11 protein-coding genes are annotated in these 13957 nt (G+C 59.3%); 9 read left to right on the forward strand and 2 right to left on the reverse strand.

What is annotated here, in order from left to right:
* The first annotated feature begins 266 nt into the window (after positions 1-266).
* Positions 267-1427 carry an alpha/beta fold hydrolase gene (locus tag JTJ32_RS08455; RefSeq protein ID WP_210041758.1) on the forward strand — a complete coding sequence of 387 codons (1161 nt, stop codon included), beginning with the start codon at positions 267-269 and terminating at the stop codon, positions 1425-1427.
* Here the strand turns inward: JTJ32_RS08455 and JTJ32_RS08460 are convergent.
* Positions 1424-2137, reverse strand: coding sequence for a FadR/GntR family transcriptional regulator (locus JTJ32_RS08460; RefSeq protein ID WP_099227923.1), 714 nt, complete (start codon positions 2135-2137; stop codon positions 1424-1426). The genes JTJ32_RS08455 and JTJ32_RS08460 overlap by 4 nt on opposite strands.
* 481 nt (positions 2138-2618) lie before the next feature.
* Between JTJ32_RS08460 and JTJ32_RS08465 the strand changes: the two genes are divergently transcribed.
* The 4 genes from JTJ32_RS08465 (at position 2619) to JTJ32_RS08480 (ending at position 7119) form a co-directional block, all read left to right on the forward strand.
* Positions 2619-3944 carry an MFS transporter gene (locus JTJ32_RS08465; RefSeq protein WP_184323459.1) on the forward strand — a complete coding sequence of 442 codons (1326 nt, stop codon included), beginning with the start codon at positions 2619-2621 and terminating at the stop codon, positions 3942-3944.
* A 37-nt stretch (positions 3945-3981) separates the two neighbouring features.
* Positions 3982-5334, forward strand: a complete 1353-nt coding sequence (gene gudD, locus JTJ32_RS08470) for a glucarate dehydratase (protein WP_099227925.1) — start codon at positions 3982-3984, stop codon at positions 5332-5334.
* 133 nt (positions 5335-5467) lie between these two features.
* Positions 5468-6121 carry a DUF1345 domain-containing protein gene (locus tag JTJ32_RS08475; RefSeq protein ID WP_099227926.1) on the forward strand — a complete coding sequence of 218 codons (654 nt, stop codon included), beginning with the start codon at positions 5468-5470 and terminating at the stop codon, positions 6119-6121.
* Positions 6122-6162: 41 nt separating this feature from the next.
* The gene (locus JTJ32_RS08480; RefSeq protein WP_210041760.1) at positions 6163-7119 is read left to right on the forward strand and encodes a D-2-hydroxyacid dehydrogenase family protein; all 957 of its coding nucleotides are present in this window, start codon (positions 6163-6165) and stop codon (positions 7117-7119) included.
* Between the two features lie 17 nt (positions 7120-7136).
* Here JTJ32_RS08480 and JTJ32_RS08485 read toward each other — a convergent pair whose 3' ends face one another.
* The gene (locus JTJ32_RS08485; protein ID WP_210041762.1) at positions 7137-9260 is read right to left on the reverse strand and encodes a TonB-dependent siderophore receptor; all 2124 of its coding nucleotides are present in this window, start codon (positions 9258-9260) and stop codon (positions 7137-7139) included.
* Positions 9261-9536: 276 nt separating this feature from the next.
* Between JTJ32_RS08485 and JTJ32_RS08490 the strand changes: the two genes are divergently transcribed.
* From JTJ32_RS08490 to JTJ32_RS08505, 4 genes are all read left to right on the forward strand, one after another.
* Entirely contained in the window at positions 9537-10472 is a 936-nt protein-coding gene (locus tag JTJ32_RS08490; protein ID WP_210041764.1) for a formate/nitrite transporter family protein, read from the forward strand.
* Positions 10473-10558: 86 nt separating this feature from the next.
* Positions 10559-11242, forward strand: coding sequence for a response regulator transcription factor (locus JTJ32_RS08495; RefSeq protein ID WP_029242861.1), 684 nt, complete (start codon positions 10559-10561; stop codon positions 11240-11242).
* On the forward strand, positions 11220-12617 hold the full coding sequence (locus JTJ32_RS08500; protein WP_099227930.1) for a sensor histidine kinase: 1398 nt from the start codon (positions 11220-11222) through the stop codon (positions 12615-12617). The genes JTJ32_RS08495 and JTJ32_RS08500 overlap by 23 nt, the downstream gene beginning before the upstream one ends.
* A gap of 473 nt (positions 12618-13090) precedes the next feature.
* Positions 13091-13954, forward strand: a complete 864-nt coding sequence (locus JTJ32_RS08505; protein ID WP_099227931.1) for an alpha/beta fold hydrolase — start codon at positions 13091-13093, stop codon at positions 13952-13954.
* Positions 13955-13957 lie beyond the last annotated feature (3 nt).

A 13957-nucleotide genomic window follows, 5' to 3' on the forward strand; every position in this document is an offset into this window, starting at 1 on the left:
GTGAGTAGGCATGCGGATACATTTTGTTGAAGTTATCGAGGCAGCGAGTGTGCCTGAAACGGCTGATGAGCGCGATGCACATGGCATAGTGCCCAGGACGCACCGCGTCCGCGCTCGACGGTGACGCAGCGCGTCACGGGATGCATACCCACGCAGAGCGCTGGGCACGATCAGTGTTGGGCAGACGTGTGTATAAGGGTGAGCGCAGAGCATGTGCCTCGTCAAGCTGCATCCCCCAATCAACCCCGCAAGAAGGCTTCCAGAACTTGATCAGATCGCGACTCGCCAGCCTGCTGTCCCTGCTCACGCTTTCAGCCTGCACGTCGATGGCCGAGAGTGAGGCCCCCACACCACTCTTCGAGGATTACCGTCAGCAGACCCGTGAGCTGATCCGCTCCCAGCGCACTTTCCAGACGTCAGACCATGAGGCCGAACTGAACTGGAATGCGCCGCAGCAGTGGACACCGAGCGGCGCGATCAAAGGCGGGGTGCTGATGGTGCACGGCCTGGGCGACTCACCCTGGTCATTCCACGACGTAGGCCAGCGGCTGGCCAATGAGGGATTTATCGTCCGCACCGTGCTGCTGCCCGGTCACGGCACCAAACCCGAAGACATGCTCGACGTGACGCTGGAGCAATGGCAGCAGGTGGTTCGCGAGCAGGCAAACCTGCTCGGCAAGGAAGCGCCCAACGTGTACCTGGGCGGCTTTTCCACCGGCGCCAATCTGGTGCTGGACTATGCCTACGACCATGATGAAATTGCCGGGCTGCTGCTGTTCTCCCCCGCCTTTCGCTCCGACAGCGGTTACGCCTGGCTGACCCCCTGGATCGGCTGGGCGAGGCCATGGCTGCTTGCATCCCCCAAGGAGGGTTTGCGGCCGATGCAGACGCCGCTGCGTTACATGAACGTGCCTACCAACGGGTTCGCCCAGTTTTACCGCAGCAGCGCGCTGGCCCAGAATCGCCTGCTCAAACGTCAATACGACAAGCCGGTGTTCATTGCCATCGCCCAGCACGACTCGGTGCTGGACACCGCCTACGTACTGGACACCTTCAACGAACGCTTCAGCCACCCGGACAGCCGCCTGATCTGGTACGGCGACCTGCCCGCCAAGGCTGCGCGCACTTCACGGGTCGAGGTGCGTACCGATTACCTGCCGGACTACCGCATCAGCCGTTTCTCGCACATGGGCCTGCTGTTTTCCCCGGACAACCCGCTGTACGGCGTCAACGGTACGCAGCGGATCTGCTGGAATGGCCAGACCGACGAGGACACCGCGAAATGCATGGCGGGCGAGCCGGTCTGGTACTCGGATTGGGGATACCGTGAGCCGGGCAAGATCCACTCGCGACTGACCTTCAATCCCTATTTCGAGTGGCAGACGCAACTGATGCTGCGCGTGCTCAGACCTGCAGACGAGGACTAATCCTGCGGCACCAGACGCTCGCGGCTGTTGCTCAAATGGGTCCACATCGCTGCACGCGCCGCGTCCGGGTCCTTGCGGCGGATGGCGCTGAGCAGCGCTTCGTGTTCCAGATTGGCCAGATAGCCCTGATGCGCCAGGTTATTGCCAGCCCGCTCGCTTGAGGCAATGCGGCTGCGCGGAATGATCGCACTGCCCAGATGCTGCATGATTTCCATGAAATACGGATTGCCGGTCGCTTCGGCAATCAGCATGTGAAAGCGCTTGTCCGCCTCGACGCAGCTGTCGTCGTTGGCCAGCAGGTCCTGATAATCGTCCAGTGCCTGACGCATGGCCGCCAGTTGCTCTTCCGTGCGGCGCACTGCTGCCAGCGCCACAGCCTGAGTTTCAAGACCGATGCGCAACTCGATGATGTCGCGCACCCGCGACACGGTTTCGACTTTCAGGCGCAACCCCGTCTGATCGCCGCGCTCCAGCACGAAGGTGCCGATACCGTGGTGAGTGACCACCAGCCCCGACGCCTGCAACTTGGAAATCGCCTCGCGAACCACGGTACGACTGACCCCGTGCTCACGGACAATCCGGTTTTCCGACGGCAGCTTCTCACCCGGCGCAATCTTGCCCAGCAGAATACGCTGACTCAGTTCGGTGACCAGATCGGTGGCCAGGCTGTGCTGACGGCGTTTGGGCGCGGTGCTGGCGGGCTCTTGCATGAAAGGTTGTCCTGAAGTTGTCTGTCGCTTGTCTGATTGTGCGCCGTCCGGTGAACCCGTAACGCAGCGGCATGGCCGACAAAGGCGCATGGGGCTTGAGTTTCAGGACCAACAGAACTTGTCTGACTTGTATTACAAGTGACTCAGTCTTGTCAAAGCTTCGCCTATCCGTCTGTCCGCCTTTTTATGACGCGATCCGTCAGAAAAAATATTGCCCAGTAACGGCCACCGGCACTCACCCTTCGCGTACAACCCTTTATTTTCGTGGCTTTTACTGAGAAAAGGCTGAATAAACTCGACGACAAACGACTGAAACCTTTCGTGGTCGGACGCAAAAATTAATCGCGATCCGACTATCGAAGGGGCTTGCGCACGCGCACCCAACTTGTATGATGACCGACAATGCGAGGGACACACCTCGCACATACCCGCATAAAAACAACGAGTGGGAGATTCAACTGTGAGCACATCCAATTCCGGGATGGCCAACGGCGCAGATTCGGTCTTGAGTTCAGCCGTATCGAAAGTCAAACGTCATGTCCTGCCGCTTTTCGTCATCATGTTTATCGTCAACTACATCGACCGGGTGAACATCGGCTTCGTGCGTTCGCACATGGAGCACGATCTGGGCATCGGTGCTGCGGCCTACGGCCTGGGCGCCGGGCTGTTCTTCATCGGTTACGCGTTGTTCGAAGTCCCTTCCAACATCCTGCTGCAAAAAGTCGGCGCCCGAATCTGGCTGACGCGGATCATGCTCACCTGGGGCCTGGTCGCTGCCGGCATGGCGTTCATCCAGAACGAAACCCACTTCTATATCCTGCGCTTTCTGCTGGGTGTGGCCGAGGCTGGCTTCTTTCCGGGCGTGATCTACTACTTCACCCGCTGGCTGCCAGGCGTTGAGCGTGGCAAGGCGATTGCCATCTTCCTCAGCGGTTCGGCCATCGCTTCGCTGATTTCCGGCCCTTTGTCCGGCCTGCTGTTGCAGATCACCGGGTTCGGCATGAAAGGTTGGCAGTGGATGTACTTCATCGAAGGCATGTTCTCGGTCGGCCTGTGTTTCTTCGTCTGGTTCTGGCTGGATTCCAAGCCGCACGATGCCAAGTGGCTGACCCGAGAGGAACAGGACGCACTGGTCAACGCCATCGACGCCGAACAGGCCGCTCGCGAAGCCGCCACGCCGGTCAAGGCGTCCATCGGCAAACTGCTCAAGGACGGCCAGATCATCCTGTTCTGCCTGATCTACTTCTTTATTCAACTGACCATCTACGCAGCGACCTTCTGGCTGCCGAGCATCATCAGAAAGATGGGCAGCCTGACCGATTTCGAAGTAGGCATGTTCAACTCGATCCCTTGGCTGCTGTCGATCATCGGCATGTACGCCTTCGCCACGCTGTCGGCGAAATGGAAGCGTCAGCAGGCGTGGGTTGCCGCAGCACTGTTGATTGCCGCAGCGGGCATGTTCATGTCCACCACCGGCAGCCCGATCTTCGCGTTTGTCGCGATCTGCTTTGCGGCACTGGGCTTCAAGTCGGCTTCGTCACTGTTCTGGCCGATTCCCCAGGCTTATCTGGACGCCCGAATCGCCGCTGCGGTGATCGCGCTGATCAACTCGGTCGGCAACCTCGGTGGTTTTGTGGCGCCGACAACCTTCGGCCTGCTGGAAGAGCACACCGGCTCGATTCAGGGCGGCCTGTACGGCTTGACCGTCACGTCGCTGGTTGCCGCCGTCATCGTCTTCGCCGCCCGCAACAAGCCAAAGCCAGGCGCGACACCAGTCGCCGCCGTGCAGACGCCCGCGACTCATTGACGCTCATTCCAACAACAATTTCGCACAGGATTTCACCATGAACGCTCAACACGCCAACGTCACTGCCAAGGCGCCTGTCATCACCGAGATGCAGGTCGTGCCGGTCGCCGGTCATGACGACATGCTGCTCAACCTCAGCGGCGCGCACGGCCCCTACTTCACCCGCAACATCGTCATTCTCAAGGACAACGCCGGAAACACCGGCGTCGGCGAAGTGCCGGGCGGCGACCTGATCCGCCAGACTCTGGAAGACGCCCGCTCGCTGGTGGTCGGCAGCAGCATCGGCACGTATCAGAAGATCCTCAATGACGTGCGCAAGGCCTTCGCCGAACGCGACTCGGGTGGCCGTGGTCAGCAGACCTTCGACCTGCGTATCACCATTCACGCAGTTACCGCACTGGAAGCCGCCCTGCTCGACCTGCTCGGCCAGCATCTGGACGTGCCCGTCGCCGCCTTGCTGGGTGAGGGTCAGCAGCGCGATCAGGTGGAAATGCTGGGTTATCTGTTCTACGTGGGCGATCAGCACAAGACCGATCTGGCCTATCGCAGCGAACCGGATGCCGATAACGACTGGTTCCGCCTGCGCCACGAAGTCGCTTTGACTCCTGATGCTGTGGTGCGTCTGGCTGAAGCCGCGCACCAGCGTTATGGTTTTCAGGACTTCAAACTCAAGGGCGGCGTGCTGCGTGGCGATGAGGAAATCGAAGCGGTCACGGCCCTGGCCGAACGCTTCCCCGACGCCCGCATCACCCTGGACCCGAATGGCGCCTGGTCGCTCAAGGAAGCCATTCGCCTGTGCCGCGATCAGCATCATGTGCTGGCGTACGCCGAAGACCCATGCGGTGCGGAAAACGGTTTCTCCGGTCGCGAAGTGATGGCCGAATTCCGCCGTGCCACAGGCCTGAAGACGGCCACCAACATGATCGCCACCGATTGGCGCGAGATGGGTCACGCGATTCAGTTGCAGTCGGTGGACATCCCGCTGGCCGATCCGCACTTCTGGACCATGCAGGGTTCGGTGCGCGTCGCACAGATGTGCAATGAATGGGGCCTGACCTGGGGCTCGCATTCCAACAACCACTTCGATATTTCGCTGGCGATGTTCACCCATGTGGCCGCGGCTGCGCCGGGCAATATCACAGCCATCGACACTCACTGGATCTGGCAGGACGGCCAGCGCCTGACCAAGGCACCGCTGCAGATTGTCGGGGGCAAAGTCGACGTGCCGAAAAAACCGGGGCTGGGTGTGGACCTGGACATGGATCAACTGGCCAAGGCACACGAACTGTACAAAGGCATGGGCCTGGGTGCGCGCAACGACGCCGTCGCCATGCAGTTCCTGATTCCGGACTGGACGTTCAACAACAAACAGCCTTGCCTGGTGCGCTAAGCCGCGCTCGCCTGCTTAGAGAACACTCGCCACACCGTTGGCACACGGCGCGCAACCCCCTTGCGCGCCGTTTTTTCTCGCTTCGCACTGCCTCGTGATACTGTCTTGCAACAATCAGTAACGACTAGCCCGCATGCGCCATATCGTTCATACCCACCCTCGCCTGACCATCGCCGCGTTTGTGGGCTTATTCTGCGGAACCGCTTCCGCCTGGGCACTGCCCGATACTACGCTGACCCAGAACCTGCTCATTGGCTGGGATCTGGGCGTCTGGCTCTATCTGATCCTGATGTTCATCCGCACCCTGCACAGTAACGCAAGCGACGTGCAGCGCATCGCGATGATGGAGGACGAGAACGCTGGCACGATCCTGATGACCGTGTCCATCGCAGCGCTGGCCAGCCTGGCCGCCATCATTGTTGAGATAGCAGGCACCAAAGGCCTTTCGCCTCATGCACAATTGCTGCACCACGCGTTCACCGGGGTCACCGTCATCGGTTCATGGCTGATGATCGGAGTGGTGTTCAGCCTGCACTATGCGCGCCTGTTTTATACGTCCACCGGGAAAGAGCCTGCCCTCTTGTTCGCTGGCGGGGAAAAGCACCCGGATTACTGGGATTTTCTGTATTTCTCGTTCACCTTGAGCGTCGCGGTACAGACATCGGATGTGGGCGTAGCGACCCGCCAGATGCGCCGGATCGTGCTGGCCCAGTCGCTGATCTGTTTTGTGTTCAACACGGCTATTCTGGGGTTCTCGATCAATATCGCGGCGAGCCTGTTCGACTAGCCGCTTTCTTTCCCCGAATCTGCCCAGAGAGACCTTTATTCATGACTCGATTGACCATTGCAGTGCTTGATGACTGGCAGAACGTGGCCAGCAATGTTGTGGACTGGTCGCCGCTGCGCTCTATTGGCGAAGTCAGCTTCCTGCATGAGTTCCCTGCCGATACCGCCGTCATGGTCCAGCGCCTCCGGGACTTTGATGTGATCTGCGTGATGCGCGAACGAACCCTGTTCGACGAAGCACTGCTCAGCCAGTTGCCACGCCTGAAACTGTTGACCACCGGCGGCATGCGCAATGCCGCCATCGATGTCGCGGCGGCCAAACGATTGAACATCACGGTGTGCGGCACCGACAGCTATAAGCATGCAGCGCCGGAATTGACCTGGGCGCTGATCATGGGCATCACTCGCAATCTGGTGGCTGAAGCCAATTCATTGCGCGCCGGTCACTGGCAAGTCGGGCTGGGCAGCGACCTGCACGGCAAGACGCTGGGTATTCTGGGGCTGGGCAGTATCGGCAAGTGGATTGCCCGCTACGGTCAGGCATTCGGTATGAAGGTCATCGCCTGGAGCCAGAATCTGACACCCGAGGCGGCCGCCGAATGCGGGGTGACTTACGTCAGTAAACAGGCGCTGTTCGAGCAGTCCGATGTGCTGTCGGTGCATCTTGTGCTCAGCGATCGCAGCCGAGGGCTGGTGGATGCTGAAGCGCTGGGCCGGATGAAGCCCGGCGCGTTCATCGTCAACACGTCGCGCGGCCCCATTATCGATGAAGCGGCGATGATCGAGACCCTGCAACAGCGCAGGATCGCCGGTGCCGCTCTTGACGTGTTCGATGTCGAGCCACTGCCGGAAAACCACCCGTTCCGCACCCTGGACAACGTGCTGGCGACCCCGCATATCGGCTACGTCACCGAGAACAACTACCAGACCTTCTATGGCCGGATGATCGAAAACATCCAGGCCTGGCACGCGGGGTCGCCGATCAGGGTGTTCCCCTGATCGCGACTGCCTGATGCTTAAAGGGTGTAGGCGATTCCGACCTGCACCGTACGCGGGGCGCCCGGATAGGCATACACGTTGCCGAACGCACCTTCTTCATAGTCCTTGTCGAAGACGTTCTTCACATCGAGATTGAGCTTCACGTGCTCGTTGACCTTATAGAAGGCCAGCAGATCGAACACGGTGTAGCTGTCCATCGAGAACGCGGTATTGGCGGTCTGCCCTGCACGCTGATCGACATAACGACCGCCTGCCCCCAGGCCCAGACCACGCAGCACGCCATCCTGGAACTCATAGACGTTCAACAGGCTGAATGTCTGCTCCGGGATATTCAGCAGACGGGTGCCGGAGCGCAGGGTGTTGTCCTTGGTGACCTGCGCATCGACGTAGGCATAGCTGCCCATGACACGCCATTCAGGGGTCAGATTGCCAACCACATTCAGGTCCAGGCCGCGACTGCGCACTTCCCCCGCCGCCACGCTGAACGTGGAATCGATCGGGTCGGTGGTCAGCACATTCTGCTTCTCGATCTGATACAGGGCGGCATCGACGCTCAACCGGCGATCCAGGGCTTCCCACTTGACGCCCACTTCATAGGACTTGCCTTCTTCTGCCTTGAAGCCGCCACCCAGACGGCTCGCGCCAGTGTTGGGCTTGAACGAGCGCGCGGTGTTGGCGTAGACCGCCACGGTATCGGTCAGGTCATAGATCAGGCCGAGACGCGGGGTCACGGCGTTATCGCTGTTGGTGAACGGCACGCCGACACCGAAGGTGTCGTAGTCATGCTCGAAACGCTCGAAGCGCACGCCAGCCAGCAATTTCATGCGCTCGGTCAGCGCCACCTGATCCTGTACGAAGGCCGCGTAGGTCTTGAGGTTTTCCTTGTCGTCAGTCGTGGTTCGGGTCAGCGCAGGACGGACCTTTCCGTAAACCGGATCGAAAATATCGATGGTGTAGGCGTTAACCGCGCCACTGGAGCGTCGGATGATCGACTTATAGTCGTAGTCTTCGTACTCGACGCCTGCCAGCAACGTATGGTCGAACGCGCCAGTGGCGAAATGCCCGGTGACGTTCAACTGCAGATCGCGGTCAGTCCACTCAAGCTTGCGGTAATTGAAATTGCGTCCCAGCGTGCGCCCGTCGGCTGCCAGACCGTTGGCTTCGATGGCATCCCCCTTGAGCGAGCCGTCGAGGATCTGGATGCCACCGCCCAGCTTCCAGTCGGCGTTCAGGTCGTGGTCGAAGCGGATCTGCGCCATAGTGTTGTCATTGTGCAGCTTGCCCACGTCTTTCTCGCCGAAGAACGTGTCACGGGAAGCCGTGCGGGTCTGCGCGGGATAACGCGTCAGGCCACGGTCCAGCGGCGCGTTGTTGCGCATGAAGTCGCCTTCGAAGGTGATGCGAGTGGCGTCATCGACCTGCCAGCTCAAGACCGGCGCCACACCGTAGCGTTCGGTTTCGACGTGATCGCGAAAGGTATCGCCACCCTCACCCACGACGTTGAGGCGATAGGCAAAGCGCCCGTCATCGTCCAGCGGACCGGATGCGTCCAGCGTGCCACGCTTCATGCCCTGATCATTGAGCTGGCTGCCCAGCGTGACCGAGCGCTCGGCCAGCGGCTGCTTTGAAACCACGTTGAACGTACCGCCGGGATCGCCACGCCCATAAAGCGTAGTGGCAGGACCGCGCAGCACCTCCAGACGCTCGATGGTGTTGGCGTCCGGCATGTTCGGATAACCGCGGTTGATCGGAAAGCCGTTGCGATAGAACTCGCCCGTGGTGAAGCCGCGTACGGTAAACGTGGTCAACCCCTGACCGCCGAAGTTGTTGGCACGACCCACGCCGCCCGCGTAATCCAGCGCATCCTGCAGGCGCGTGGCACCCATGTCTTCAACGGCCTCACGGGTCACGACACTGATCGATTGCGGTGTTTCATGCAGTGGAGTATCGGTGCGGGTCGCACTGGCAGACCGGGTCGCCCGATAGCCCTGGACAGGCCCTTGCGCGGTTTCGATGTCCGTGGCGCTCTGGATATCGATGTTCTGCAGTTCGATTGAGGAATGACTGGCAGTCACCTGATCGGCACAGGCAAATGGGGAGATTGCTTGAATGACGCAAAGAGACAGAAAGGTACGACGCATCGATGTGCAGCCCTTGGCAATAAACCAGGCCTCTTGGGACCCGGCAGGATTTTTTGCGAATAGTACAGATTCCTATTAGCGCCTGATACAAATTATCAAAAAAGGCATGCGGCGATCTGAATGCGCACTGGCAGGGGCTCTGTGAGAACTGGCTCATACATTTGCCGATACCGCAGGCGGGCAGCGAACGACGGCGTGCGGCGCCTGTCTCAACCATCGGACCGGCGCAGCCTGCGTCCTCATCTCCAGCGCATCAGCAACGCATCAGGAAACGGTATGGACCACGAAGTAGACGGCAAGACCCCCGGCCTGTCAGCCGAAGAAGAGCGCGAGATCGATGAGAACCAGCCGCCTCGCGCGGCGGTACTGCATGAAACCATACGGATGCAGGGCGACCACGAGCTGGAGCGCAGCGTCGCGGCTCTATGGTGGTCGGCTCTGGCGGCCGGCCTGACCATGGGCCTGTCGCTGATGGCGATGGGTTTGCTCATGTCACGCCTCGAAGGCATCCCTGGCAGTCACGTGATTACCAGTCTGGGTTACTCCGCAGGCTTCCTCGCCGTGATTCTGGCCCGCCAGCAACTGTTCACCGAGAACACCATCACTGCCGTACTGCCAATCATGAGCAAGCCGAACCTGGCCAATATCTGGCGGCTTTTGCGCCTCTGGGGCGTGGTGCTGAGCGGCAATCTGGTGGGTACTCTGCTGGTGGCTTACGTCATGCTCAACCTGCCGATCTTCGACGCCAAGACCGATCACGCGTTTCTGGAAATCGGCCGCAAGGTCATGGAAAACGATGTCGGTCAGATGTTCTCCAAAGGCATCGTGTCCGGCTGGATGATTGCGACCATGGTCTGGATGATCGCCTCGATGGAAAATGCCAAGATCGCGATCATTGTGCTGATCACCTACCTGATGGCGCTCGGCGACTTCACGCACATTGTCGTGGGCTCGGCCGAAGTGTCCTACCTGGTGTTCGCAGGCGAACTGGGCTGGAAGGATTTCTGGTTCACGTTTGCCGGACCGACACTGGCGGGCAACATCATTGGCGGCAGCTTCATCTTCGCCCTGATCAGCCACGCGCAGATTCGCAGCGAGAAAGACACCAGCGCCAGACTTGAACGGGACAGGAAACGTCGGGCGGAAGAAAAGCGCCTGGCCGAAGCACAGAAGCTCAGGGAAGAGGATGCCGAAGTGCCGAAAGACATATGATCCCCGTCATTAAACTTTCTTTCAGGAACTTCGCCGCCATTTAGGGGCAAACTAGGTCTTTGAACGTACTTATTCAGGCAGGGACCATGACCCGAATTCTGGCAATCGAAGATGATGCCATCACCGCAAAGGAAATAGTCGCGGAACTCAGCAGCCACGGACTGGAAGTGGACTGGGTGGACAACGGACGTGACGGTCTGGCGCGTGCAGTGAGTGGCGACTACGACTTGATTACCCTGGACCGCATGCTGCCGGAGATTGATGGACTGACCATCGTCACCCAGTTGCGCGCCCAGGGAATCGCCACGCCGATCCTCATGATCAGCGCGCTGTCCGACGTGGACGAGCGCGTTCGCGGACTGCGGGCCGGAGGCGATGACTATCTGCCCAAACCGTTTGCGTCCGATGAAATGGCGGCACGCGTCGAAGTGCTGCTGCGTCGCAGCAACCCGGTCAGCGCCGCGAAGACGGTTCTGCAGGTGGCCGACCTCGAACTCAACCTGATTACCCGTGAAGCCTGTCGGGGTGGCGAGCCGCTTGTGCTGTTGCCGACCGAATTCAAACTGCTCGAGTTTCTGATGCGCAACAGCGGACAGATCATCACACGCATGATGATTTTCCAGGAAGTCTGGGGTTACCACTTTGATCCCGGCACCAACCTGATCGATGTACACATCGGTCGCCTTCGCAAAAAGATCGACCAGCCTGGCATCGCACCGCTGATACAAACCGTGCGAGGTTCAGGTTATGTCATTGCCGAACCCGTCTAACGGTTGGCGCTCCTCTTCGAGCAGGCTGCTGGCGCTCTACAGCTCACTGTTCGTGGCCTGGAGCGCCATCCTGCTGGGGGTTCTGTACTGGGAGGTCAACGGTTACCTGGACAACCTCGCACGTCGTTCGCTGACCCATCGCCAGCAATTGTTCACACGCTTCGAGGGGCAGGCGCTGGTCGACGCGCTGTCCACCAGCATGACCTTCGATACCCGCGCCGTAGATGCCTATGGTCTGTTCGATGACCAGTTCCGGCACATCGCCGGGCCGATCACACACATTCCCAAAGTGCTGCCCATTGACGGTCAGATACATGAACTGAGCAGTTGCATCGATTCCGAAGACCCGGGCCTCCCCAAAGACAGTTGCGACGCGATCGTGTCGCATACCGTCGACGGCCGCTGGCTGGTGCTGGTGCGCGAGAACGGTTCATTGTTCGCGGTCAGCACACTGATTCTGCATGCCCTGCTCTGGGGCATCTCGCTGACGATCATTCCCGGCGTCGCAGGCTGGCACTTGCTGCGTCAACGTCCGCTTCGGCGCATTCGTGCCATCCAGCTCAGTGCGGAGTCGATCATTGCCGGAGACATGGCCGGACGCCTGCCCGTGTCCAGCAGACGCGACGAACTCGACATGCTGGCGGTCATCGTCAACGCCATGCTCGACCGCATCGAAAAGCTCATGAACGAGGTCAAAGGCGTCTGCGACAACATCGCCCACGACCTGCGCACGCCGCTGACTCGCCTTCGCGCCCAGCTTTATCGCATCCAGCAACAGGCCAAGTACGACTCACCCTGCGCCTTGCAGATTGCGCAGGTGATCGGTGAAGCAGATACGCTGATGGCGCGTTTTCGCGGTTTGCTGCGCATCTCGGAACTGGAAGACCGCCAAAGACGCTCTGCCTTTGTCGAGCTTGAACTGCGTCCGCTGTTGCAGGAACTCCACGACTTTTACCTGCCGCTGGCCGAAGAGGACCAGATAACCCTGCTCCTCAAGCTGGAAGACACACTGCCGACGCTCGTGGGTGATCGCGCCTTGCTGTTCGAGGCCCTGGCCAACTTGTTGAGCAACGCCATCAAGTTCACGCCCGCCGGCGGAACAGTGGTGGTCAGTGCCTACGCGGACAAGGAAGGCAAGAGCCCTTGCATCGACATACAGGATTCAGGCCCGGGGATTCCGGTCACCGAGCGAGCCGCAGTGTTTCAGCGCTTTTACCGCAGTGAAGCCGGCAATCAGCACAGCGGTTTCGGTCTGGGGCTTTCCGTAGTGGCGGCCATCGTCAATCTGCATGGCTTTACGCTACAGATCGGCACCAGTCCATACGGCGGCGCGAACCTGAAACTGATCTGTCGCACGGCACGTCCACTGGTCTGAAAAAAGGCACGAACCCGTTCTCGTGCCTGCTTTTTGACGAGGTTAAAGCCTCTGGCGCAGGCCTTTCGGGCATTTCGATAATAATCTGGCGCGGCTTGCCAAGCACTAATTTGTAACATTATGTTTCAGAAATGAACGTCGCTTGACCGTTTCAGCGCTCACAAGTTCCCTTCAATAGTTCCGCTTTTCCGCCTCGATCTGCGTCTTTTCCCCGAATAACCCTGTTTCACCATCAAGTATTCCAGCGCTCGCCCGATAGAAGAACGTGAACCAATCGGCATTTTTGTGGCGTCAGCATCTTGTCGGTATACCAACACTGCGTTATCTATGGTCACCGCAAGACGGACTCAAGATGCACCCAAAACAAGAACTCATCGGATTTCGCCCTGAACCGGGCGGGGCTTCGGCATGGTCGTCGAGGCAGAGAATGCTGGAATACTTTTCGTAGGATCGACATCGGCTGGGAGGCTGTTATGGGCGCACAATCAACTATTTTAAGCGTGGGCGATTACAAGGTTTACACCGAAACTTACTGGAAAGGCAGCCATGTAAAGACCATCATGCTGGTCAATGGCGCATTGTCGACCACCGGCTCTTTCGGGCAAACCGTCAAGTATCTTCAACCCCACTACAACATTGTCTTATTCGATCTTCCGTTCTCCGGCCAGTCGCGGGCACACAACGCCGACGACATGATCGTGACCAAGGAAGACGAAGTCGGCATCCTGCTTCAGCTCATTGACCGCTTTCAGGTCAACTACCTGCTTTCCGTGTCGTGGGGCGGTGTTTCGGCCCTTCTGGCGCTGTCGGAATGCCCGGCCTCGGTCGAAAAAGCCATTATCAGTTCATTCTCACCTGTGCTGAATGAGCCCATGCTTGATTACATCGACAAGGCTCAGGTGTATCTGGCCGCTCGCGAAAAACGCAAGATAGGCTCCCTGCTCAACGACACGGTCGGCAAGTACTTGCCGCGCCTGTTCAAGCTGTACAACTACAAGCATCTGATCAGCCTCGCCGAGCACGAATATGGCCAGATCGACTTTCACATCAGTCAGATTCGCCAACTAAGCGCCAGTAACTACGTCGAGCGCTTTTCTGCGATCAAGATCCCGGTCCTGTTCGTTAATGGCGAGAAAGATGAATACACCACTGTTGACGATGCACGCACTTTCGCCAACTACATCCCTCGCAGCACCTTCGATGTAGTTCCCGATACCGGGCACTTTCTGGATCTGGAAAGTAAAGCCGCGTGGCACCACTCGCAACGCAACGTGCTTGCCTTTCTGGGAACAGAAGCCTGCAACGAGGAATGGCCCAGCGCGACTGCAATGGCCTGAGAC

The sequence above is a fragment of the Pseudomonas alliivorans genome, assembly GCF_017826695.1.
Lineage (GTDB): Bacteria > Pseudomonadota > Gammaproteobacteria > Pseudomonadales > Pseudomonadaceae > Aquipseudomonas > Aquipseudomonas alliivorans.

Coding starts and splice junctions, on each gene's coding strand:
- JTJ32_RS08460 (WP_099227923.1), bottom strand. CDS start 2,137: ATGCAAGAGCCCGCCAGCACCGCGCCCAAACGCCGTCAGCACAGCCTG.
- JTJ32_RS08465 (WP_184323459.1), top strand. CDS start 2,619: ATGGCCAACGGCGCAGATTCGGTCTTGAGTTCAGCCGTATCGAAAGTC.
- gudD (WP_099227925.1), top strand. CDS start 3,982: ATGAACGCTCAACACGCCAACGTCACTGCCAAGGCGCCTGTCATCACC.
- JTJ32_RS08475 (WP_099227926.1), top strand. CDS start 5,468: ATGCGCCATATCGTTCATACCCACCCTCGCCTGACCATCGCCGCGTTT.
- JTJ32_RS08480 (WP_210041760.1), top strand. CDS start 6,163: ATGACTCGATTGACCATTGCAGTGCTTGATGACTGGCAGAACGTGGCC.
- JTJ32_RS08485 (WP_210041762.1), bottom strand. CDS start 9,260: ATGCGTCGTACCTTTCTGTCTCTTTGCGTCATTCAAGCAATCTCCCCA.
- JTJ32_RS08490 (WP_210041764.1), top strand. CDS start 9,537: ATGGACCACGAAGTAGACGGCAAGACCCCCGGCCTGTCAGCCGAAGAA.
- JTJ32_RS08495 (WP_029242861.1), top strand. CDS start 10,559: ATGACCCGAATTCTGGCAATCGAAGATGATGCCATCACCGCAAAGGAA.
- JTJ32_RS08500 (WP_099227930.1), top strand. CDS start 11,220: ATGTCATTGCCGAACCCGTCTAACGGTTGGCGCTCCTCTTCGAGCAGG.
- JTJ32_RS08505 (WP_099227931.1), top strand. CDS start 13,091: ATGGGCGCACAATCAACTATTTTAAGCGTGGGCGATTACAAGGTTTAC.